This is a genomic window from Compostibacter hankyongensis, assembly GCF_039541075.1.
GTDB lineage: Bacteria > Bacteroidota > Bacteroidia > Chitinophagales > Chitinophagaceae > Compostibacter > Compostibacter hankyongensis.
On record NZ_BAABFN010000001.1, the window covers coordinates 384204 to 407615 of the forward strand.

A 23412-nucleotide genomic window follows, 5' to 3' on the forward strand; every position below is an offset into this window, starting at 1 on the left:
TAGCCGAATTGTCAACATTCTGTCTTATTTTTGTGGCGCTTTTCAAAAAATCATCAGGTACACAATATTATTATAATGGTTAACCGTCTTTATAGGACCGCGTGTAGTAAAGCTTTGCCGGGTATTCTTCTCTTTCTATCATTCTTTCTTTTTGCACAAAGTTCCCTGGCTGCCGACGGCGGTGGCGACGCAGCTAAGGGGAAGACCCTCTTCCAGGCTAACTGCGCCACTTGTCATAACCCTATCAAGCCGATGACAGGCCCTGCGCTGCAGGGTGTTGTAAAGGATATACCCGGGGGCATGGACTGGGTATACGACTGGGTGCACAATTCCTCCAAGGTGGTGGCCAGCGGCGATCCTTACGCCAACCAGATCTTCAACCAGTGGGGAAAGGTGCAGATGACCGCTTTCCCGCAGCTGTCCAAGGAAGATATCGATAATATATTTGCCTATGTGGACAGCTATCAGCCGGCCGGCGCTCCTGCAGCCGGTGCGGAAGGGGCCGCCTCGGGCGCTCCTGCCGAAGGGGGAAACCACAGCGTGCTGTTTGGCGTCCTTACCCTGATCCTGGCCATCCTTGCGCTGATCCTCATGCAGGTCAACAGCAGCCTGCACAAGCTGGCCAACGACAAAGAAGGCGTTCCCAACCCCAAGCCCATTCCTTTTTACCGCAACAAACGCAATATCTTCTTCGTGGTGGTGGTGCTGTTTATCCTTTCCGGGTATTTCCTGGTCAATGCCGCTACTACCGTAGGTTATAATCAGAATTACCAGCCCAAGCAGCCTATCTTTTACTCGCATAAGGTACATGCCGGCATCAACCAGATCAGCTGTCTGTATTGCCATGCCGGTGCGGAAAAGAGCCGCCATGCCATGATTCCTTCTCCCAATATCTGTATGAACTGCCACAAGGCCATCAGCAGCTATTCGGGGAATGCCCTGCAGACCGCCGAAGGTAAGATGGTGGACGGCACCGCCGAGATCCAGAAGCTCTACGATTATGCAGGCTGGGATCCGAAGCAGCAGAAATATACCAAGCCCGGGCGCCCCATCGAATGGGTCAAGATCCACAATCTCCCGGATTATGTGTATTTCAACCACTCGCAGCATGTGAAGGTAGGCCAGGTGCAGTGCCAGACCTGCCATGGCAATATCCAGGACGAAAACGAGGTATACCAATATGCCACCCTCGGCATGGGCTGGTGTGTAAACTGCCACCGCACCACCAAGGTACAGTTTAAGGAAAACAACTATTACTCCATCTTTACCAAGTACCACGAACAGCTGAAGAATCACCAGATAGACAGCGTAACGGTAGAGATGCAGGGCGGCACCGACTGCCAGAAATGCCACTATTAAGATGAGGGGCCGCGGCATGCTTAACGGAGATTTCCGCCCGGCTGTACGAAGAATTTTTTTACCTGTAACAATACGTAAGCGTCAATAAATAACATGAAGCAGAAGAAATACTGGAAAGGGTTGGAGGAGCTGCAGGATGAGGCTGGCTATGAAAAAGCCATGTACAACGAATTCAGGGAAGAGCTGCCGCTCGGGGAGTCCGATGCATTTCTTTCCACCACTACGCCGCGCCGGGATTTTCTGAAATACCTGGGCTTCAGCATCACGGCCGCCACCGTGGCCGCCAGCTGTGAGATCAAGGTGCGCAAAGCCATCCCTTACCTCAACAAGCCGGAAGAGATCACGCCCGGTATACCCAATTACTATGCTTCCAGTTATGCGCTGGACGGAGATTACTGTCCCATCGTCATCAAAACGCGCGATGGCCGCCCCATTAAGATAGAGGGAAACACCCTGTCTTCCATTACCGGCGGGGGCACCTCTGCCCGGGTACAGGGTTCCGTGCTGAGCCTGTATGACACTACCCGCCTGCGTTACCCCATGGCAGACGGCAAGGAAACCACCTGGGCCGCCCTGGACAAGCAGGTGGCGGGCAGTCTGGCCGGCGGCGGCGTCGTCCTGCTGACCGGTTCCATCCTGAGCCCTTCCGTAAAGCAGGCCATCAACGAATTCATAGCCCGGTATCCCGGCACGCGGCATGTCGTGAACGACTCGGTCTCCTACGCCGGCATGCTGATGGCCAACGAAGCCTCCTATGGCAAAAGAGCCCTTCCTTCCTATCATTTTGAAAATGCGAAATGCATCGTCAGCATCGGCGCCGACTTCCTGGGCACCTGGCTGTCTCCGGTAGAGTTTGCCGGACAATACGGAAAGGCGCGGGCCGTCAGCGGGGAAAACCCCTCGATGAGCCAGCACTTCCAGTTTGAAGGCCATGTCAGCCTGACCGGCTCCAATGCCGATTACCGCTATACCCATAAGCCCTCCGAACTGCCTGCGGTAGTGCTGGGGCTGTACAATGCTGTGGCCCAGACCCTGGGCCGGCCGGCACTCTCCGGCGCTCCCGCGCCGACCAGCAAAAGGGTAGCCGACGGGATCAAAAAGGCCGCCAAGGCCCTCGCGGCCAGCCAGGGCGCTGCCCTGGTCGTGAGCGGCTCCAACAATACCCAGGTGCAGATCCTGGTGAACGGCATCAACGATATGCTGGGCGCCGGGGGAAAAACGATCGACTGGAACACGCCGGTAAATTACCGCCAGGGCGTGGATGCCGATATGCAGCAGCTGGTAAACGACATGCAGTCCGGCAGCGTAAAGACGCTCCTGGTCTACGGCGCCAACCCGGCTTACGACTACTACGAAGCCGACAAGTTTGCCGCGGCGCTCAAGAAGGTACCGGCCAGCGTTTCCTTTAACGATCACCTGGACGAAACGACGCGCCTCTGCAAATATGCCGCGCCGGATCATCACTATCTCGAAAGCTGGGGAGATGCTGAACCCAAAACGGGCTATTACAGCCTGCAGCAGCCCGGGATCGCCCCGCTTTTCAAAACCCGGCAGTTCCTGGAGACCCTCCTGAAATGGAGCGGTGCTGCCGAAAGCGATCCGCTGGCTTATATCCAGAACTACTGGAAGACAAATATATTTCCCCAATATGGCAACGGCGACTGGCAGACCTGGTGGGACCAGTCCCTGCAGGACGGGGTGGCAGAGCCCAAAACGGCTCCCGCCTTCGGTACGGCCGCCTTTGCCGCCGACGTCAACGATGCCGCCGCCAAGCTTCTTTCCGCCACCCCCAAAAGCGGCGGCGTGGAGATCGTATTTTATGAGAAAGTAGGCGTTGGCACCGGACGGCATGCTAATAACCCCTGGCTGCAGGAAATGCCCGACCCCGTCAGCAAATGTACCTGGGACAACTACCTGTGTATCTCTCCCGCCATGGCGGAGAAGCTGCATGCAGTGGTCAACCGCTTCAACGAAGTGGACTTCCACCGGCCCCTGGCCAGCGTGAAGGTCAACGGAAAGGAGCTGAAGCTGCCCATCCTGGTGCTGCCGGGCATGCACCCCGAAGTGGTGGCCGTAGCCGTAGGTTATGGACGCGGCGGAAACGGGCTTAACGGAGATGCGCTGAAGACTGCCCGCCGGAATATCGGCCCCTCGGCTGCCGGCGTAGGTACCAATGTATACCCCTGGGTAAGCTATAATGCCACCAGCGGCACTTTTGAATACAGCGCGCCCAAGGCTGAGGTCTCCAATACCGGCGAAACCTACCTGCTGGCCATTACCCAGTCGCACAACAGCTTCGAAGGCCGCCCCATCATCCGGGAGACCACGCTGAAGGATTTTATCGAACATCCCGAAGAATTGCAGCACGAGCGCAAGGAAGAGTTAGGCAAATACGGAGAAAACTTCCGGGATGATGCCACCCTCTACTTCCCCGACGTATTCAATCATCCGCAGGGGATCCACTGGGGCATGTCTGTCGACCTCAGCACCTGTATCGGCTGCAGCGCCTGTACCATCGCCTGCCAGGCGGAGAATAACGTGTCGGTGGTCGGCAAGTCCGAAGTGGCCCGCGGGCACGAAATGCACTGGCTGCGGATCGACCGCTATTTCGCCGGGGACCCCGAGGACCCGCAGGTGGTATTCCAGCCGATGATGTGCCAGCACTGCGACAACGCCCCCTGTGAAAACGTTTGCCCGGTAGCCGCGACCAGCCATAGCGACGAAGGGCTCAACCAGATGATATACAACCGCTGTATCGGTACCCGCTACTGCGAAAATAACTGTCCTTACAAGGTGCGGCGGTTTAACTGGCGCGACTGGAACGGCGCGGACAGCTTCGCCGACAACCTCTGGGACGACCCCGCTACCCTGGAAATGAACGAAAGCCTGACCCGCATGGTGCTGAACCCCGATGTAACGGTGCGCGGCCGCGGCGTGATGGAAAAATGCACCTTCTGTGTACAGCGTCTCCAGGATGCCAAGCTGCAGGCCAAGAAAGAAGACCGCCCGGTGAAGGACGGCGAGGCGCAGACGGCCTGCCAGCAGGCTTGTCCCACCCATGCCATCGCCTTTGGCAACGTGAACGATAAGGAAAGCAAGGTATACGAGATCAGGATGAAGAACCAGCGGCTTTACGGCGTGCTCGAAGAACTGCATACCCTGCCCAACGTTACCTATCTCTCCAAGGTGCGGAACAAGGATCCGGAAGACCTCTTCCAGGAAGGACCGCAGAACGTACTGTAAGAGAGCGGCCGGAGGGGCCATTGATAAAAAGTAAATTTTTATAATTAGAACTATGTTGCTGAAATACGAATCCACGGTAAGGGAGCCCTTAGTTGACGGTGTTAAGGATTATCACCAGGTCACCGTAGATATTGTGCGGCCTATCGAGGGGAAGCCGGGGAAATTGTGGTATGCGGGGCTGATCATCTCCATCGCCCTGCTGATCTTCGGCGTTTTTTCGGTGTATTGGGAAGTCTATTATGGTATCGGCGTATGGGGCGTCAACAAATCCATCGGCTGGGCCTGGGCCATTACCAACTTCGTATGGTGGGTGGGTATCGGTCACGCCGGCACCCTGATCTCGGCAATCCTGCTGCTGTTCCGCCAGGGCTGGCGTACCGGCGTGAACCGCGCCGCGGAAGCCATGACCATCTTTGCGGTGATGTGCGCCGGGCAGTTCCCCATCTGGCACGTAGGACGCGTATGGGATGTGTTCTTTATCTTTCCTTATCCCAATACCCGCGGCCCCTTATGGCCCAACTTTAACTCCCCCCTCCTGTGGGACGTATTTGCAGTATCCACCTACTTCACCGTATCCCTGCTCTTCTGGTACTCCGGGCTGCTGCCCGACCTGGCCACGATAAGAGACCGGGCCAAGACCAAGCTCCGCAAGTTTCTCTATGGCGTGGCTTCCTTCGGATGGACCGGCTCTACCAAGCACTGGCAGCGTCATGAGGCCCTGTCGCTCGTGCTGGCCGGCCTGGCCACACCGCTGGTGCTCTCGGTGCACAGCGTGGTGTCGATGGACTTTGCCACTTCGGTGATCCCGGGCTGGCATACCACCATCTTCCCGCCTTACTTTGTGGCCGGGGCCATCTTTTCGGGCTTTGCCATGGTGCAGACCCTGCTGATCGTGACGCGGAAGATCCTGCACCTCGAAGAATATATTACCCTCGGACATATCGAGGCCATGAACAAGATCATTATGCTTACCGGCTCTATCGTAGGGGTGGCCTACCTGTCCGAGCTTTTTGTGGCCTGGTACTCCGGAGCCTACGGCGAAGGCGGCGCCTTCTGGTGGCGCATCCTCGGTCCCTACTGGTGGGCATATGTGATCATGATGACCTGTAACGTGGTATCGCCCCAGGTATTCTGGTTCAAGAAGCTGCGCCGGAACGTACCCTTTACGCTGCTCATGTCGGTAGTGGTGAACATCGGGATGTGGTTCGAGCGCTTTGTGATCATCGTGCTTTCGCTGTACCACGACTGGCTGCCGTCCAGCTGGAGCTATTTTTCTCCGCAATGGCCCGATATCGGGTTTTATGTGGGCACCTTCGGCCTGTTTTTTACCTGCTATTTCCTCTTTGCCAAATATTTCCCGGTCATTGCCATCGCCGAAATCAAGCATGTGCTGAAAACCTCCGGGGAGAATTTCAAAGGGAAAATGCATACCATCGAGGCCAAGACCAACGAAGCCTTTGCCGAAGAGGTGGCCCATGCCCATCATTGAGCGGATGGCCTGCGGCAGATGAAACAAGAAAGGATTTATGTACTCAAGTAATGCCTGTTTATTATGATAAAGAATTTTGTAGTAGGATGCTTTAAGGAAGAAGCGGATACCTTCAAAGCAGTCGAGCAGGTACGGGCTACCGGCTACAAGCTGCATGATGTATATACGCCTTTTCCCATCCACGGGTTGGATGAAGCGATGGGATTGCGGGGCACCAGCCTGCATACCGCCGGATTCCTGTACGGGCTCCTGGGTACGCTGACCGCCCTGCTGGGGATGTCCTATGTGACGGTAATGAGCTGGCCGCTGAATTTTGACGGGAAACCGCATTTTCCGCTGCCCGCTTTTATTCCCATTACTTTCGAATTGACGGTATTGTTCTCTTCCGTGGGTATGGTGCTGACCTTCTGCTGGTTGAACCAGATCATGCCCGGCGTAAAGAAGCACATCTTCCATCCCCGCCAGACCGATGACTATATGGTAATGGTGATCGAGGTGACCCCGAAGACCCGCCCGGACGAGGTGGTGAAAATGCTGGAAGGGCTGAATGCCGTTGAGATCACCCAGCAGCGTGCCGAAGCCGGCTGGTGGTTCGGAAAGTTCAGTAAACGGGAAAAATACGAAGAAGCCGGCCTGAGCAGCGTGCCGGTGGGATGAAGCCCCATCCCCTGGCCCCCTAAAGGGGGGAAGGTAAAAGGTGAAAAGGTGAAGGGCTAATGCCTATTGAAAACAGATATCAACGGACGAATATTAAGCGATGAAGCGATCCTATATTGTAGCTTGTTTTATTGCCGGGGTCATGATCACCCTGGCTGCATGTAACGGAAAACACCGGGAGCCGGGGCATATCTATATGCCGGATATGCACTACTCCCAGGCGTTTGACGCCTATTCCGAAAGCCCCAACTTTGCGGACCATATGAGCAGCCGCATGCCGGTGAAGGGCACGGTAAAACGCGGAGAAATGTTGCCTTATCATGTCCCGCAGAGCGATTCGGGCTATGCTTTTTCCGGCATGGTGCGGAACCCGCTGACGGTGAATGATTCCATGCTGGCCGAAGGACAGCGCCTGTTCAACATCTACTGCGCGGTTTGTCACGGCGAGAAGCTGGACGGCAACGGCCCCCTTTATAAGGATGGCAGCGGACCCTTCCCCGTCGCTCCCGCTAACTTTATCGCCGGCCCCAAAGCCTCCCTTCCCGAAGGCACGATATTTTATGTGGCTACCTATGGTATCCGTATGATGGGCAGCTATGCCAGCCAGCTGGACCGGCATCAGCGCTGGATGGTGGCAGCTTATATCCGGAGCGTCCAGGAAAAAGGCGGTGTTACCCAGACCGCGGTGGACTCCACCCAGCAATCGCTGGTAGCGGCTTACCGGCAGACGCAAAATGCCTTTGGCGGAGGCTCGGGCCAATAATCCGGGCCAACCACCCGAAAAAAAAGTACAAACCTATATTGCGAAGATAATGAGAGAACAATTTGTATTGCCTGCCAAACTGAAGAACGTTTCCCTGGTATTGCTGGGCGTAGGGGTGCTGGCCCTGCTGATAGGGATCTTTGCGCTGAACGGGGAAGAAGGCGCCCGCCGCTTCTGGGGGGTGCTGCTGTTTGACAGTGTGTTTTTCCTGGTTGTAACGGCCGCAATGGGATTACTGCTGAGCGCGGCCACCCTGGCTGCCGGAAGCTGGCATATTGCCTACCGCAGGGTAATGGAATCCATGGTGATGGCCCTGCCCGTGCTGGGGATCCTGGCCTTTATCGTGCTGATGATCATCGTGTGGGGCGATAAACATTTTATCTATGAGTGGGTGGACAAGCACGTCGTAGCGGAAGACCCCGTGCTGCAAAAGAAAAGCGTGTTCCTGAACCCCGGCTTCTTTACGCTCATGACCGTGCTCACCATCGGGTTGTGGTCGTTTCTGGGTTACCGCCTCCGCCGTCTTTCCCTGCAGGAAGACCTGGCGCAGCCGGGCACGCGGAAGATATACTGGAAGACCCTGCGGGTAGCCGCCGCCTTTGTGGCCGTTTTTGCCGTAACCAACTCTTCTTCCTCCTGGCAGTGGATCATGAGCACCACGCCGCATTGGTATTCCACCCTGTTTGCCTGGTATATCTTTGCCAGCTCCCTGGTATGCAGCATTGCCGTGCTGGCGCTCTTTGTGGTGCTGATGCGTAACCTGGGCTTTATGGAATGGATCACCGACGAGCACCTGCACGACCTGGGTAAGCTTATGTTCGCCTTCTCCATCTTCTGGACCTACCTCTGGTTTGCCCAGTATATGCTGATCTGGTATGGTAATATCCCGGAAGAGACCACTTATTTTTCGCCGAGGCTCTGGGGCAGCTACCGCCCTATCTTCCTGCTGAATATTATCATTAACTTTGTAACGCCCTTCCTGCTGCTCATGACCCGCGATGCGAAGCGCAATTACACCTCCGTGGCCGTACTGGCTTTCATCATCGTGATCGGTCACATGTTGGATTTTTATATGATGTTTATGCCGCAGATCGTAAAGGACAACTGGCACCTGGGCTGGTTTGAGCTGGGTATCACCCTCGGTTATGCCGGCCTGATGATATTGCTGGTAACGCGGAGCCTGGCCAAGGCGCCCCTTTACCCGAAAAACCATCCTTTCCTGAAAGAAACGCTGATTCATCATTCCTGATAGGAGAGGCCGCTGAAGAGAACCCGTTTTTCAATGTAATTAAAAGCATTCAACATACATACAATGTCAGGATTATTCATAGTGCTCACGGTCGTGCTCATCTTGATTGTCGTGTTTCAGATATCAAGGGCCAGCGAGTACGTGGCCGTGCTGAAAGGTGAAAAGAAAGCGGACGCACAGTCGAACCAGGTAAATGCCGCCCTGATGATCGTGTTCCTGGTGCTGGGGCTGATCGGCGTGTATTACTGCAACGAGTTGCTGAAGGGAAGGATGTTGCCGGAAGCCGCCTCCATACAGGGGAAGGCCATCGACCGGATGATGAACGTAACCCTGATCATTACCGGTATCGTATTCGTGATCACCCAGATCATGCTGTTTGTATTTGCCTACCGCTTCCGGGCTACCGAAAAGCGCAAGGCCTATTATTATCCGCACAACAACAAGCTGGAGCTGGCCTGGACGGTGGTGCCCGCCATCGTGCTCACCATCCTGGTGGCCATCGGGCTGAAACACTGGTTCAGCATCACCTCCGACGCCCCTAAAGATGCGATGCTGGTGGAAGTGACCGGCAAGCAGTTCAACTGGATGTTCCGCTACCCCGGCAAAGACGGGGTGCTGGGTAAGAAAAACTATCAGCTGGTCGACGAAAGCAAAGGCAATATGGTAGGGCAGGACTGGAGCGATCCCGCCAACCATGACGACGTGATGCCCAATGAAATGCACCTCGTGGTCAACAAGCCGGTAAAGCTGCTGATCAACTCCCGGGATGTGATCCACGATGTGGGGCTGCCGTACTTCCGGCTGAAGATGGATGCGGTACCGGGGATCCCCACCACCATGTGGTTTACCCCCACGATCACCACCCAGGAGATGATCAAAAAAACAGGAAATCCTAACTTTGTATATAAGCTGGTCTGCGACCAGCTCTGCGGGAAGAGCCATTATTCGATGACTGCTAATATCGTGGTGGAGACGCAGGAGGAATTTGACAAATGGATCGCCACCCAGCCCGTGCAATACCAGCTGGCTATGTCCTCCGAGGCGCCGGCCGGGGGCGACAGCACCCAGGCAGCCGCTCCGGCGGACAGCACCGCTGCGGCTCCCGCGGCAGACAGCAGCGTCGCACCTGCGGACAGCAATGCAACGAAGTAAAAGCGGCCCGAAAAAAGGATTTAACCGGCAACCCGTTGCCGGACCATATATAAAGCACTTATCATGAGTAACGAAGCAACCTTGCACGGTCAACAGGAAGTACAGCAGCCCCATGCTGACGTACACGATCATGGACATGACGGAAATGGCCATGCACATCATCATCATGAGACGTTTGTCACCAAATATCTTTTCAGCCAGGATCATAAGATGATCGCCAAGCAGTTCCTGGTGACGGGGATGATCTGGGCCATCATCGGGGCCTTTTTCTCGGTACTCTTCCGTTTGCAGTTGGGCTTTCCGGAGGCCACCTTCCCCTGGATGGAGACCGTGTTCGGCCACTGGGCCAGGGGCGGAAGGCTGGACCCCGAGTTCTACTATGCGCTGACCACCATGCACGGCACCATCCTGATCTTCTTCGTGCTGACCGCCGGGCTGAGCGGTACCTTTGCCAACCTGCTCATTCCGCTGCAGCTGGGCGTCCGGGATATGGCCTCTCCCTTTATGAACATGCTGTCCTACTGGTTCTTCTTTATCGCCAGCGTGATCATGTTCGCCTCCCTTTTCCTGCAGACCGGCCCCTCCCAGGGCGGGTGGACGGCCTATCCGCCGTTAAGCGCGCTGCGCGACGCTTCGGACGGCTCCAAAACCGGTATGGACCTGTGGCTGATCAGCATGGCCCTCTTCGTGGTGTCTCAGCTGCTGGCCGGCCTGAACTATGTATCCACTATCCTGAACATGCGTACCAAAGGCATGAGTATGACGCGCATGCCGCTGACCATCTGGGCGCTGTTCTTTACCGCTACGCTGGGGATACTGTCCTTCCCCGTACTGTTTTCCGGCTTTATCCTGCTGATATTCGACCGTACGCTGGGGACCAGCTTTTATCTGTCTGACATCGTGATACAGGGGAAGGTGCTTCCCAATCAGGGCGGCAGCGCCATCCTGTACCAGCACCTCTTCTGGTTCCTGGGGCATCCCGAGGTGTATATCGTTATGCTGCCCGGTATGGGCATCGCCTCCGAAATGCTCTCCACCCACGGCCGGAAACCGATCTTTGGCTATCTGGCCATGATCGGCTCCCTGTTCGCCATCTGTATCCTGGCCTTCCTGGTATGGGCGCACCATATGTTTGTAACCGGAATGAACCCCTTCCTGGGCGCCTTCTTCGTGTTGCTGACGTTGCTGATTGCGGTACCGTCGGCCATCAAGGTGTTCAACTGGCTGACCACCCTTTGGAAGGGCCGGCTTCACCTGAATGTGCCGATGCTGTTTGCGATCGGTTTTGTGAGCATGTTCATCTCCGGCGGTCTTACCGGTATCTGGCTGGGTAACTCCGCGCTGGACCTGCACCTGCACGACACCTACTTTGTGATTGCCCACTTCCACCTCGTGATGGGCGTATCCGCCTTTTTCGGGATGTTCGCGGGCATCTATCACTGGTTCCCGAAAATGTTCGGGAGGATGATGAACCGGACGCTGGGTTATATCCACTTCTGGATAACGCTCATCGGCGCCTACCTCATCTTCTGGCCCATGCACTACGAAGGGCTGGCCGGCATGCCGCGGCGCTATTACGAATACAATGCCGACTCTCTGGCCGTATACCATAATTTCCAGGGACTGAACGCCTTTATCAGCGTGGTGGTCATCATCGTCTTTGTCACGCAGCTTATGTTTGTGCTGAACTTTTTCTACAGCATGTTCAAGGGACGTAAGATTACCGACCCGAACCCCTGGAAGGCCAATACGCTGGAATGGACCACCCCGATCAACCCGGGACACGGTAACTGGCCCGGCGAGATTCCCGAAGTACACCGCTGGCCGTATGATTACAGCAAAAATGGTATCGACTATATCCCGCAGACCGTTCCCCTCACTCCGGAGGAAGAGCAGGAGCAGGAGCACGTAGTGCGGCAGCCGGCAACCCCCTGACCCCCTGAAGGGGGGATAGAGGTGAAGGGTAAAAAGCGAAAGGAGAAGGGTGAGGGGTGAAAGGTGAAAGGTCACCGGGCACCAGAAACGCGCAGCGTTCACGGAGGCCGCTAATAAACTTTGTGAACGACGTAAACCAGAAATTTCAAATGTAAATGCCGGCCGGGGCGTGATTCCCGGCAGGAGATAAAATGATTCAGGAAAATTCCATAAAGTTACCCTGGCACTATGCCATAGCCTGTAAGGTAAAAGACTATTTCCAGCTCACGAAGTTCACCCTGAGCTTTATGGTGGTCTTTTCCAGCGTGATCGGCTACCTGCTGGTACCGGGAGTGGGATTTGACCTGCTGAAGGTGCTGCTGCTCTTTGCAGGAGGACTGCTGATCACGGGATGCGCCAATGCCATCAACCAGATCATGGAGCGCGATACGGATGCGCTCATGAAGCGGACGGCCCGCAGGCCGCTGCCGGACAAGCGGATGAAGGTGGAGGAGGCAGCCGTTTTTGCGGCCATCCTGGGTATCGGCGGCCTGGTGCTGCTGGCGCTGGTCTTTAACTGGCAATGCGCCTTCCTCAGCCTGCTGTCTATCGTCCTTTACGGGTTCGTATATACGCCGTGGAAGAAATGGAACTCGCTGGCTGTGCTGGTCGGCGCCATACCCGGTGCGCTGCCCCCGCTGATCGGATGGGTAGCCGGGAGCGGACAGGCGGATGCCGGCGGGTGGATCTTGTTTGCCATGCAGTTTCTCTGGCAGTTCCCGCATTTCTGGGCGATCGGATGGGTAGCTTATGACGATTACAAGCGGGCCGGCTTTAAGCTGCTGCCTTCCGACGAAGGCAAAAACCGGTTTACCGCCCTGCAGTCTGTGACCTATACCATCATGCTGATACCGGTGGGCTGGCTGCCGTATTATTTTCACCTCACGGGTATCGTGTCTGCGGTGATCGTGATGGGACTGACCTTGTTCTTTGTATTTCGTGCCGTACAGCTGTACCGGTTTTGCGATGTGCCGCATGCCCGCAAGCTGATGTTTGGCTCATATATATATCTGACGGTGGCGCAGCTGGTGCTGCTGGCAGATAAGGTAAAAGTTGTTTGAGATCATGGGAAAAATGGTGCATGCTCAGCGGAAGCGCATCCACCCCTATAAGTTCAATATGTGGGTGGCGATGGGGAGCATCGTGATGATGTTTGCCGGGTTTACCAGCGCTTACCTCGTGATGCAATCGCGCAGCACCTGGCAATCGTTTGAGCTGCCGGAGGTTTTTTGGTTTTCCACTGCGGTGATCCTGGTCAGCAGCGGTACCATACAATGGGCCTACCGGAGCTTCAAGGCGCACAATATGGGGCGGTATAAGATGCTGATCACCGTTACCGCCGTGCTGGGGCTGGTGTTCCTGGCTTCGCAGACCACCGGTTTTGCGGAGCTGTATGAGCGGGGGCTGAAGCTGGACTGGAACGTATCGGTAGCCCTGCTGTATATCATTGCAGGCGCTCATATGCTGCATGTGCTGGGCGGAGTGGTAGCCCTGCTGATCATTTTCATTCGGGCTTACCGCCGCAAGGTACGCTCTTATGATCCGATCCCCATTGAAGTGGTGGCTACTTACTGGCATTTTGTAGATGTGCTGTGGATTTATTTGTATGTTTTTTTTCTGTGGATTCGTTAACTGGCTATTAAAATATCGCGTTTAGATTTTCGTAAAATGGATACTGCACTAACAGGTAAGAAAAAATTATGGGGAGGAGGGCTGTCTCCTTTTAGTACCAGCTATGGCAAGCTGATGATGTGGATATTCCTGCTTTCGGATACCTTCACCTTCAGCGCATTGCTGATCTCTTACGGTACTACCCGTTTCAGCGAAAGCTACTGGCCGGACCCCAACCATGTATTTAATAAGTTTTTTATCCTGGAAGGCAACTTCCCGCTGATGTCCGTGAGCGTGATGACCTTTATCCTCATCATGAGCTCCGTGACCATGGTGCTGGCCGTACATGCCGGCCACATGCACCGGCGCAAGGAAGTGGTCAAATGGATGATCTTTACCATTATCGGCGGATTGCTCTTCCTGGGCTGTCAGGCTTTTGAATGGACCGATCTGATCCTGGAAGGGGTGACCCCCACCCACAACATGTTTGGCCCTGTGGTCAACGGTGCGCACACCCCCGGACCTGCTGCCTTCGGCGCCTTCTTTTACCTGATCACCGGTTTCCACGGCTGTCACGTTTTCTCCGGTGTCGTGCTGAATGTCATTATCCTGATCAATACCCTGAAGGGGACTTATGACAAGCGCGGTCATTACGAGATGGTGGAAAAAGTAGGGTTGTACTGGCACTTTGTGGACCTGGTATGGGTGTATGTATTTACCTGCTTCTACCTGCTCTGAGGAGCGGCCGGAAGGTTGCATTAGCATGATCATATAAACTTTTTATCGTAATAGTTATGGAGAATACGCAAGCGCTCGAAGCACATGCTCCTGTACAGGAAGGGAAAGATCCGGTGGTAAAACGCCTGCTTCGGGTGTTCTGGATATTGCTGATCGTCACGATCATTGAGGTGGGTTTTGCCTTTCTGCATTATTTCACGAAATTCCCGCCCAGGGCGCTGCTGAACGCCATATTCATCGGGCTTACCGTGGTAAAGGCTTTCTATATCATGGGCGAGTTCATGCACCTGCGCCATGAGGTAAAGAACCTGATCTGGACGATCCTGATACCCCTGCTGCTGCTGGTATGGGCTATCGTGGCCTTCCTGGCGGACGGCAATTCCTGGAAGAACATGAAGAAAAGTCAGAATATAGAGGCTACAAGCTCCTGGGAACAGGTACAGCACGAGCAGCATTGAGCAAAAGCGCCGGTACGGCTTGTCGTCTTGCGTCTTCCAGGGGATAAAAGATCCCGGTTTTAAACAAATAACGCATCTCCCGGAAAAACATTATAGGATATTGTGTCGCGGTAGCGATCCCCGTGATCTGTTACCTGATCGTGCGGCAGATATCGGCCACTACGGTACGGTTGCCGGGGTATTATATCGTGGACCGCGTGGATTCCACCGGGCAGGACGGCCGGATGCAATACGATACGGTCTATCACCAGCTGGGTGATTTCCGGCTGACCAACCAGCTGGGGCACCCGGTTTCCCTTACCGATGTGGAAGGGAAGGTGCTGCTGGCCGACTTCTTTTTTACCTCCTGTCCCTCCATCTGCCCCCGGCTGAGCGCCAATATGCGCAGGGTGCAGCAGGCCTTTGCCAAAAACGATTCCTCGCTTCAGCTGCTTTCCTTTACCGTTGACCCCGAGCATGATTCGGTGCCCAAGCTAAAGGCCTACGCCGACCAGTACGGCGCCAACCATGACACCTGGTGGTTTCTCACCGGATCCAAAAAGACCATTTACGGGATTGCCAGGAACGATTTCCATCTTTCCGTATCCGGAAGCGACGGCGATGCGGGCGATTTTATCCATACCGAAAAATGGGTGCTGCTGGACAAGCACCGCTATATCCGGGGATATTACAATGGTCTGGATACCGCCGACATTACCCGCTGCATCAATGATATCGCCCTGCTGATGCTGGAAAAAGAAAAAAGATGAAGACCAGAAACCTGACCCTGCCCATCGTCATCATATCCGTAGCCATCCCGGTGCTGATTGCCGTATTGTACTTCCTGCCCCGGCCCAATATCGAGGTGGGATTCAACATAAAAATACTTCCGCTCCTCAATGCCGTGCTGAACGGGACTACCACCGTGCTGCTGCTGGCCAGCTTCTATTTTATCCGCCGCGGGCTGCGGCGGGCCCACGAGGTCTGCAACCTTACAGCCGTGGGGCTTTCGGTGCTGTTCCTGCTTTCGTATGTCACCTATCATGCCCTGAGCGAGCAGGCGCATTACGGCGGCACCGGCGTATGGCGGTACATTTACTTTTTTATCCTCATCACCCATATCTGCCTGTCTGCGGTGATCGTACCGCTGGTGCTGATCACGCTGGTCCGGGGGCTGAAAGGCAATTTTCCGCGTCACAAGAAGATCGCCCGGTATACCTGGCCGCTCTGGCTGTATGTGACCGTCACCGGGGTGCTGGTGTACGTGATGATGTCCCCCTATTATTGAGCGGGCCGGAAGCGTGTTGGCCCGTAATTTTTTTGTACCTTTACATCCAAATATACAGGTCATGGAACAGGTGTGCGGGCAAAAAAACGGAAAAACGTGCCGGGTGTCTTCCGGTATGAAGCGGCTGTTTGCGGGCATGGTGCTCATCCTGCTCGTGTTTTGCAGCAGCGGCGTAATGGCGCAGGGTTGTGCCATGTGTTCCAAAACAGCTTCGGAGCTGGGTGAAGGCGCCGCCAAGGGGCTGAATACCGGCATCCTCTATCTGGCGGCTATGCCGCTGGCCATCGCCGGCTTTATCGGCTTTCGCTGGTGGAAGAATAACCAGGCAGAAGAAGGAGAATAATCTTCCGGTATGACCAATTTCATCCCCATTTTCCCCCTGGAGATTGTCGTATACCCCACAGAACACCTTAACCTTCACATTTTTGAACCCCGTTATAAGCAGCTGATCGCCGAGTGTTTCGCGCAGCAGAAGCCTTTTGGTATTCCCAGTGTTATCGGGGGGACGATGAAGGAATTCGGTACCCTGGTTGAAATACTCAGCATCGAAAAGCGCTATGAGAACGGGGAGATGGACATCCGTACCCGCGGGCTGAAGGTGTTTCGCGTCCTGGAAACCATCCGGGACGTCCCGGATAAGCTTTATTCCGGAGCCATCGTGCATTATCCCCGCAACATCCGCCAGGGCAACGACGAGCTGATGCAGAAGATACTCCGCAGCATCCGCGAGCTGCATGCCCTGCTGAAGGTTTCCCGGGACTTCTCCACTCCCGAAGCAGAATTAAGCTCTTATGATGTAGCGCATCATGCCGGACTGCAGCCCGAAGAGGAGTACGAAATGCTTTGCCTGATGCAGGAGCGGCAGCGGCAGGAATATCTACGCCGCCATCTTGGAAAGGCCATTCCTCTCCTCGCGGAAATGGAGAACCTCAAGCAGCGGATACAGCTCAACGGTCATTTCCGCAACCTGCCGGGATACCCTTCCGACCCCGCGTCTCAGGCGGAGCAGTAGAGGGTGAAGACGCTTACCCCTTACCCTTATACGAGATCCTGCGCAGCGGAAGAAATCCGACAAGGATGGAGATCAGTATAGCGGTAATCGAACCTGCCAGCCCGGGTTTTACCGTCATTAAAAAAATAATTCCTAAGAAAAGAAAGGTTCTGATCTGAATAGATAGCCACAGGGAATTCTTATTTAGGAGCGGCTTGAATTCCTGGACCGAATTATTCCCGGTTTTCACCATTTTTTTGATCTTATTCATTTTTCTGCCCGTCACGACGCCACCGATTATCCCCAGTAAGAGCAAACCGGCCAGCGCGATCATGATCCAGCTGGCATCTTTCCAGACCATGGCGGTCATATAGAACCCCGGGATGAGGATCAGGAGCATGGCGGTGCCCCCGATTTTACTTAATGCCGAATAATTAAAAACGGATTCCCTGATCCGTTCCGGGGTATCGGCTTTGCGGAGGTTAAGGATGCACAGCCATTCAATGACCAGGGCCGTACATAATAATAAGGCTCCGATGACGTGTAAGAACAAGGCGATTTTGTACCACATGTTTAATGATTTTATTTTTTTGTAGTTGGGTTTTTAACGTTGATCGCCGCCAGCGCAAAACAAGCGAAGCTTGCCAGAGCGGTGAATGTCCGCACGGCATGATAAGCATGCCACCGGCTACGGATGTCCTCCCAGTGCTCCGGAAGGGCGGATGCTGTCCATTGTTTCAGGTCGTTGTCAATAGGAACCAGGATGATTAACGTGACGAGCAGCGTAATGATCATCAGGACTAATGCGGCAATACTGAGATGGAAACCGGCGGAGGGTTTTTCGGGATAAAACCAAAGGGATAACCCCAGAAAAATGATACAGGCAGGCATTAAAATGCTCATCGGTACGGCCACGTTTGCAATAATAACCCGCCCGATATGGATAAATTCGGCTGCGGAAAACTGATCGATCGACCGGGTCATGGTAAACCAGGTCCCCCAGAATACTCCGGTAACCAGCAGCAATAGCAGCAGAGCGATAAAATGAATTATTTTGGTTTTCATGGCCGCAGTTTTTGTTTCAAAAATACCGGCGTGCCGGGTTGCTGTATTTTGACGGTATGATTTATCTCCGCCTGATGTCTGATGTAAAATTATGATCCGGCCCGGCAGAAAAATTTGATAGTAGACCAGCGGCTATGCTGTTGCGACGAAAGGGGGAATTGTGTATATCTGACCCGGATCAGGCATAATAATACCTGAGGGGCTTAACAAGTCCAAAACAAGGTCGTTGCTTCATTTGACTAATTTTGCGTAAATTCGTATGGTAAAATCCAGTTATGTCAATACTTGACAAACATATAAATGACATTCAAAAACTTTGTGAAAGCCACAATGTAAAGAGGTTATATGCCTTTGGCTCTGTGTTGACAGACAACTTTCGCAAGGAAAGTGATATAGATTTGATTGTTGATTTTAATCCAATAGATATCAGCGACTATGCAGACAATTATTTTGATCTGAAATTTTCCTTACAAGATGTTTTGAACCGGCCCGTTGACCTTTTAGAAGAAAAGGCAATAAAAAATCCATATTTCAAACAGGCTGTTCAACCTAAACGTCAACTTGTTTATGGATATTAGCGTTAAGTCGTGGCTTTACGATATATTAAATGCCATTAATGAAATTGACAGTTTCTTCATTGATACGCCGAAAGACTTTTTTATTTATCAGAAAGACATTAGAACTAAAAGGGCTGTAGAACGGAACATTGAAATTATAGGGGAAGCTATGAATCGTATTTTGAGCGCAACCGATAAGATTGCATTATCTAATTCAAGAAAAATTGTAGATACAAGAAACAGAATTATTCACGGCTACAATTCTGTTTCAGATGACATTATTTGGGGAATCATCAGTAAGCACCTGCCTCTTTTAAAATCAGAAATTGAAGTGTTGCTAAATGAATAGCATTAGCCCGTAACATCGGCTTTACCGCTATGCTGGTTGACGAATATGACTTCATCTGTTGGCTATTATCAATTTCTGTGAAATTCCTGGAATATTGGGAAGGGAAGATCAAAAAGGTTCGATTACCCTTCGGGGTGAAAGTAATCCCAGATCAGGCGGGCCTGGCGGGAGCCGGTTTCTTTCGCGATCTCGCGCTGGGTCAGCTCCCGGATATGCTTTACCGAGCGGAACGCTTTCAGCAGCTGCTCGGCGGTGGTTTTTCCGATGCCGGGGATGGCCTCCAGCTCGTTGCGGAATGTGCCGCGGCTTCGCTGGTTCCGATGAAAGGTAATGCCAAAGCGGTGCACCTCGTCCCGGATGCGGCGGATGAGCCTGAGGCTCTCGCTTTCGTAAGGCAGCTTCCAGCTTTCGCGGTCGCCGGGGAAAAACACCTCTTCCACGTTCTTGGCCAGTCCCACTACCGTCATCCTGCCGCTGAGCCCGAGGCTTTCGAGGCTTTCCATGGCCGCGCCCAGCTGCCCTTTTCCCCCGTCGATGATCACCAGCTGCGGGAGCGGCTGCTCTTCTTTCAGCAGGCGGCTGTAGCGACGGTAAACGGTTTCCTTCATGGAAGCAAAATCGTCGATACCCGTTACGCTTTTGATGTTGAAATGCCGGTAATCCTTTTTGCTGGGCATGCCGTCTTTAAATACCACGCAGGCAGATACCGGGAAGCTGCCCTGAAAATTGGAGTTGTCGAAGCACTCGATATGCACCGGCAGGGCGGGCAGCTGCAGGTCGTGCTGCAGGTCTATCAGCACCTTCTGCTGCGCGGTCTCGTCTTTCTTTTCCAGCCGGAGCATCTTCTGCTTGCGCATCTCTTCCCGGAAATAAGCGGCGTTTTTGAGGGACAGCTCCAGCAGCTGCTTTTTGTCGCCTCCCCGCGGAACGGTGAGGGTGATCTCCGGATCCGGATAAGATAACGGGAACGGCACTACGATCTGGCGGTTGATGCTTTGCAGCTTTTCCCGGAGGTGGGCAATGGCGAAGGCCAGCACTTCCTCGTCGGTTTCCTCCAGCTTTTTTTCGAGGGTGATGGTCTGCGTCTGCACTACGGTACCGTTCAGCACCATCAGGTAATTGACAAAGGCCTGCCGTTCATCGGACAGCAGGGAGAACACGTCCACGTTTCCCGTGCGGGGATTGACGACGGCCGATTTTGCCCGGTAAGCCTGCAGCTCCACGATCTTCTTTCGCAGCTGCTCCGCCGCTTCGAATTCCATCCGCCCTGCCAGGCGGGTCATCTCTTCGCGGAAACGCTGGATAACGGGAGTCAGGTTGCCCTTCAGGATATTGCGGACCTGCTGCAGTCCTTCCCGGTAGTCCGCTTCGGTCTGTAGCGCTTCGCAGGGACCTTTGCAGTTGCCCAGGTGATATTCCAGGCAAACCTTGAACTTACCTTTCCGGATATTGTTTTCCGAGAGGTTGAGCCCGCAGGTACGCAGCGGTATATGATTGCGGACAAACTCCAGCAGCTCCCGCACCTTCCCCACCCCGGTAAAGGGGCCCAGGTATTCGGATCCGTCGCGGATCAGCCTGCGGGTAAGGAATACCCGGGGAAAGGGCTCGTTCTTGATAACGATATAAGGATAGGACTTGTCGTCTTTGAGGTTGATGTTGAATTTTGGCTGGAACTGCTTGATCAGCGAATTTTCCAGCAGGAAGGCATCCTGTTCGGAGTCCACGATGGTAAACTCGATATGGTGGATATTTTCCACCAGCTTGCGCGTCTTGTAGTTGTCGTGGTTTTTTACAAAATAGGAGCTGATCCTTTTTTGCAGATCTTTTGCTTTTCCGACATAGATAAGCTTTCCTCCGGCCTCAAAGTATTTATAGATACCCGGCTGCCGGGGAAGGGTAGGGTTGATCTGCTGAAATTCCTCGCTGGTCATGACTGGTTTTCCCTTGATACATCCGCCCGCAGGCACGCCTGGGGTATTTTCAAAGGTACGAAGTTTTGTTCCCGGGCGGGTAAAACAAAAGCGCCCCGCAGGAGGTGGGGCGCTACACACACGAAATTAAACAGTAAAAGAGAAGGAAACTTATATAAATTTAATAAGATCTGTCCAGGTAAAGATGCCGCTTCCGGTAAAAAGACAAGGCGTTTGTACGAAACGCTGCATGCGGGATAAAAACTTTTCAGGTGAACCGGGATAGGGTACATGGGGCCGGCACCAGGGGCTGGGGCGCGCCGTGCTGAGGGCCCTGTAACGGCCGGTGGGCATAGCAAGAAAATTAATTCCCGCGGTGCTTTTTCCGGGAGCTGCGGCGGCAGGCTACCATTGCAGGGAAAGCTGCAGTCCGGTGGCAAAGGGATGTTCGTTCACCGGGTAGCCCTTCTTATAGGTGGACATCAGCTGATAATATACCATAGGGCCCGCCTCCAGCTTCATGGAACCCTCAAGCGGGAAGGCAAACAGGATATTGGTCATAAAGGTGCCGTTCCAGGGGCGTACCAGGGATGGGTCGCTGAAATAACGGCCCATCTCGGGGGCGAAGATGTTGATATGGCGGTTCAAAAGATAGTTTACCGCTACTCCGGAGGAAATGCCTATGCTATAGCCGTTCCGGTCCAGCGGCATCTCCCACCGCAGCAATACGGGAACGCCGGCTTCGAAATAGTTGTTGTGAAGCGTAATGGGCTCGCCTTCGCTCAGCGAGCCGGTGCTGTTGGCGGAGAAGGCCGAACGGCGGCTCACGGTGTGCATGCTGCCGGTGCTCTGCGTTACCTGTACGGAGAGGGGGCGTGTCCGGTTGGCGGAGATATCATACCCGGTTTTGGACAGGCTGACGCCGGTCAGCAGCGACCACCGGCCGGATATCGGCAGCAGGGTATGTACGCCGGCATGGATACCCAGGTTCTGGTGATGGTATACCTTGCTGATCTCTTCGGGGGCGGTGGTCGCCATGCGGGGAAGACCGCTGATGGCGTAGGTGACGTCAGCCGCGGCAGGCGTGGGATCCGGCCGGCCGGCGGTGCTGAAGGTGCGGTAGCTGACGGCGGGCGTGGCAAAAAATTCCCAGCGGGCCTTTTTCTTTTCAGGCGTTTCGGCGGCAGGCGCCATTTCATTGAATGCCAGCAGGCGGCGCGCCGTCTCCGCGGAAGGCTGTCCTAACAGCGCCTGCTTGGGACTTTGCGTGGGTGCGGGGGCGACACGGGAGGTCGCGGTCAGGTTTTGGGTTGCCGGCCATGCCGGGGAAATGCCGCCTTCGATGTAGGGAAGCGAAGGAGTGGCCGGGCGGGCCGCCGCAATCAGGTTTTCCTGTTGCCGTGCAGCAGCAGGAATTGCCGGGGTCGCTCCGGTGACAGGAGTGATTTTGGCTGTTGCCGTTGCGGGAAGGGCGGGGGACTCCGCTGCCACGGTGCCGGCCGGGCGCGTTTTGGCGGAAAGGTCCCGGTGCGGGCGGGCGGTTGCCGGCTCTTCTGCAGCGGGCTGCCGGGAACCGCCGGCGGCAGTAAGATCCTGTTCCGGATGCGCAGCGGCTGCCGTGTCCGTATTTCCCGCCGGCGCCTCATTCTTCGCCGGTGCGCCCGCCATGTCGCGTTGCTGCAGGGTATGACCCGGTACGGTCTGCTGCGGCCGGGGGCGGAACACCCAGAAGCCGCCCGCGAGCAGCAGCAGGGCAGCCGCGGCGGCAAGCCAGCGGTAAGGAAATCTTTTTCCGGCTGCCGGCAGGGGGTGCAGGGAACGGGAAACCTGTTCCCAAACCCCGCCGGATGGCGGGAGGGAAAAGTCCTCCGCTGCAGATTTCAGCAGGCGTTCTAATTCATCGTCACGTAGTTCTTCACGCATTGCCGGTTATTTGATAACAGCCACTTTTTTTCGTTCTTCGATCAGCCGCATCAGCAGGCCCCTGGCGCGGGCATACTGCGAGCGGGAGGTGCTCTCTGCGATACCGAGGATGTCCCCGATCTCCTTGTGCGAATACCCTTCCACCGCATACAGGTTGACGATGCTGCGGTATCCCAGCGGGAGCGAGCGGATGATCGCAATGATATCCTTGGTATGCAGCGGCAGGTCGCTCTGCTCCGCAGAGGAGACCTGCAGCGCCTCATCGAGCTCCAGGCTTTGCTGGAAAGATTTATTGCGTTTCAGGTAATTGATCGCCGTTGTCACCATGATACGCCGGATCCAGCCTTCCAGTGCGCCATCCGAACGGTATTGCTCCAGGTGGGTGAATACCTTTATAAACCCTTCCTGAAGCATGTCTTCCGCATCGGCCTGATTGCGCGCATAACGATAGCATACCCCCAGCATCCGGCCGCTAAATCGCTCATATAACGCTTTTTGTGCACCGGCATTCTGCTGCAGGCATTCCCTGACGAGCGTTGCCTCGTCCAGCCGTTCATACTGCTTGCTCAAATTGGCTAAGGTTTAGACAGGTAGTACCCTTAAAAACGCTGCATAAAGGAAAGAAATTTTTCGTTAAAAAATCCGCCATCAGCGGGC

Annotated in this window: 23 protein-coding genes; 18 read left to right on the plus strand and 5 right to left on the minus strand. The window is 54.6% G+C overall.

All coding sequences use genetic code 11. The annotated features are described in order from the left end of the window. Positions 1 to 114 precede the first annotated feature (114 nt). The 16 genes from ABD851_RS01545 (at position 115) to ABD851_RS01620 (ending at position 16972) form a co-directional block, all read left to right on the plus strand. Positions 115 to 1359: a cytochrome c3 family protein gene (locus ABD851_RS01545; protein WP_344974235.1), complete on the plus strand. Its 1245-nt coding sequence runs from the start codon at positions 115 to 117 to the stop codon at positions 1357 to 1359. A 93-nt stretch (positions 1360 to 1452) separates the two neighbouring features. Then, the gene (locus ABD851_RS01550; RefSeq protein WP_344974238.1) at positions 1453 to 4602 is read left to right on the plus strand and encodes a TAT-variant-translocated molybdopterin oxidoreductase; all 3150 of its coding nucleotides are present in this window, start codon (positions 1453 to 1455) and stop codon (positions 4600 to 4602) included. A gap of 52 nt (positions 4603 to 4654) precedes the next feature. Then, positions 4655 to 6091, plus strand: a complete 1437-nt coding sequence (nrfD, locus tag ABD851_RS01555) for an NrfD/PsrC family molybdoenzyme membrane anchor subunit (protein WP_344974241.1) — start codon at positions 4655 to 4657, stop codon at positions 6089 to 6091. Positions 6092 to 6154: 63 nt separating this feature from the next. Beyond that, the gene (locus ABD851_RS01560; RefSeq protein ID WP_344974243.1) at positions 6155 to 6748 is read left to right on the plus strand and encodes a DUF3341 domain-containing protein; all 594 of its coding nucleotides are present in this window, start codon (positions 6155 to 6157) and stop codon (positions 6746 to 6748) included. 100 nt (positions 6749 to 6848) lie between these two features. Further along, positions 6849 to 7511 (plus strand): c-type cytochrome, encoded by a 663-nt coding sequence (locus tag ABD851_RS01565; RefSeq protein WP_344974246.1) that lies wholly within the window; start codon positions 6849 to 6851, stop codon positions 7509 to 7511. Positions 7512 to 7560: 49 nt separating this feature from the next. Continuing rightward, positions 7561 to 8760 carry a quinol:cytochrome C oxidoreductase gene (locus tag ABD851_RS01570; RefSeq protein ID WP_344974249.1) on the plus strand — a complete coding sequence of 400 codons (1200 nt, stop codon included), beginning with the start codon at positions 7561 to 7563 and terminating at the stop codon, positions 8758 to 8760. 63 nt (positions 8761 to 8823) lie between these two features. Further along, positions 8824 to 9912 (plus strand): cytochrome c oxidase subunit II, encoded by a 1089-nt coding sequence (locus ABD851_RS01575; protein ID WP_344974252.1) that lies wholly within the window; start codon positions 8824 to 8826, stop codon positions 9910 to 9912. 63 nt (positions 9913 to 9975) lie between these two features. Then, positions 9976 to 11847 (plus strand): cytochrome c oxidase subunit I, encoded by a 1872-nt coding sequence (locus ABD851_RS01580; RefSeq protein WP_344974255.1) that lies wholly within the window; start codon positions 9976 to 9978, stop codon positions 11845 to 11847. 191 nt (positions 11848 to 12038) lie between these two features. Further along, the gene (cyoE, locus tag ABD851_RS01585) at positions 12039 to 12947 is read left to right on the plus strand and encodes a heme o synthase (protein WP_344974258.1); all 909 of its coding nucleotides are present in this window, start codon (positions 12039 to 12041) and stop codon (positions 12945 to 12947) included. Positions 12948 to 12951: 4 nt separating this feature from the next. Continuing rightward, on the plus strand, positions 12952 to 13518 hold the full coding sequence (locus tag ABD851_RS01590) for a cytochrome c oxidase subunit 3 (RefSeq protein ID WP_344974262.1): 567 nt from the start codon (positions 12952 to 12954) through the stop codon (positions 13516 to 13518). 36 nt (positions 13519 to 13554) lie between these two features. Further along, positions 13555 to 14235, plus strand: coding sequence for a cytochrome c oxidase subunit 3 (locus ABD851_RS01595; protein WP_344974266.1), 681 nt, complete (start codon positions 13555 to 13557; stop codon positions 14233 to 14235). A gap of 56 nt (positions 14236 to 14291) precedes the next feature. Continuing rightward, positions 14292 to 14693 (plus strand): cytochrome C oxidase subunit IV family protein, encoded by a 402-nt coding sequence (locus ABD851_RS01600; RefSeq protein WP_344974269.1) that lies wholly within the window; start codon positions 14292 to 14294, stop codon positions 14691 to 14693. Between the two features lie 122 nt (positions 14694 to 14815). Next, the gene (locus ABD851_RS01605; RefSeq protein ID WP_344974273.1) at positions 14816 to 15442 is read left to right on the plus strand and encodes an SCO family protein; all 627 of its coding nucleotides are present in this window, start codon (positions 14816 to 14818) and stop codon (positions 15440 to 15442) included. Next, a complete protein-coding gene (locus tag ABD851_RS01610; RefSeq protein ID WP_344974276.1) occupies positions 15439 to 15960 on the plus strand; it encodes a DUF420 domain-containing protein in 522 nt (173 codons plus the stop codon). The genes ABD851_RS01605 and ABD851_RS01610 overlap by 4 nt, the downstream gene beginning before the upstream one ends. Before the next feature lie 103 nt (positions 15961 to 16063). Next, the gene (locus tag ABD851_RS01615; RefSeq protein WP_344974279.1) at positions 16064 to 16303 is read left to right on the plus strand and encodes a hypothetical protein; all 240 of its coding nucleotides are present in this window, start codon (positions 16064 to 16066) and stop codon (positions 16301 to 16303) included. 9 nt (positions 16304 to 16312) lie between these two features. Further along, entirely contained in the window at positions 16313 to 16972 is a 660-nt protein-coding gene (locus ABD851_RS01620; RefSeq protein WP_344974282.1) for an LON peptidase substrate-binding domain-containing protein, read from the plus strand. A gap of 13 nt (positions 16973 to 16985) precedes the next feature. Here the strand turns inward: ABD851_RS01620 and ABD851_RS01625 are convergent, their stop codons facing one another. Both ABD851_RS01625 and ABD851_RS01630 read right to left on the minus strand, forming a co-directional pair. Next, complete coding sequence (locus ABD851_RS01625) at positions 16986 to 17522, minus strand: DUF2269 family protein (RefSeq protein ID WP_344974285.1); 537 nt, start codon at positions 17520 to 17522, stop codon at positions 16986 to 16988. 11 nt (positions 17523 to 17533) lie between these two features. After that, positions 17534 to 18016, minus strand: a complete 483-nt coding sequence (locus ABD851_RS01630; RefSeq protein WP_344974288.1) for an anthrone oxygenase family protein — start codon at positions 18014 to 18016, stop codon at positions 17534 to 17536. Positions 18017 to 18291: 275 nt separating this feature from the next. Between ABD851_RS01630 and ABD851_RS01635 the strand changes: the two genes are divergently transcribed. Both ABD851_RS01635 and ABD851_RS01640 read left to right on the plus strand, forming a co-directional pair. Further along, on the plus strand, positions 18292 to 18594 hold the full coding sequence (locus ABD851_RS01635) for a nucleotidyltransferase family protein (RefSeq protein ID WP_344974291.1): 303 nt from the start codon (positions 18292 to 18294) through the stop codon (positions 18592 to 18594). Beyond that, positions 18584 to 18922, plus strand: a complete 339-nt coding sequence (locus ABD851_RS01640) for a HepT-like ribonuclease domain-containing protein (RefSeq protein WP_344974294.1) — start codon at positions 18584 to 18586, stop codon at positions 18920 to 18922. Before ABD851_RS01635 ends, ABD851_RS01640 begins: the two co-directional genes overlap by 11 nt. A 122-nt stretch (positions 18923 to 19044) precedes the next feature. Here ABD851_RS01640 and uvrC read toward each other — a convergent pair whose 3' ends face one another. From uvrC to ABD851_RS01655, 3 genes are all read right to left on the minus strand, one after another. After that, a complete protein-coding gene (uvrC, locus tag ABD851_RS01645) occupies positions 19045 to 20853 on the minus strand; it encodes an excinuclease ABC subunit UvrC (protein WP_344974296.1) in 1809 nt (602 codons plus the stop codon). A gap of 384 nt (positions 20854 to 21237) precedes the next feature. Continuing rightward, positions 21238 to 22755 (minus strand): porin family protein, encoded by a 1518-nt coding sequence (locus tag ABD851_RS01650; protein WP_344974299.1) that lies wholly within the window; start codon positions 22753 to 22755, stop codon positions 21238 to 21240. A 6-nt stretch (positions 22756 to 22761) separates the two neighbouring features. Then, positions 22762 to 23325, minus strand: a complete 564-nt coding sequence (locus ABD851_RS01655) for an RNA polymerase sigma factor (RefSeq protein WP_344974302.1) — start codon at positions 23323 to 23325, stop codon at positions 22762 to 22764. Between the last annotated feature and the right edge of the window lie 87 nt (positions 23326 to 23412).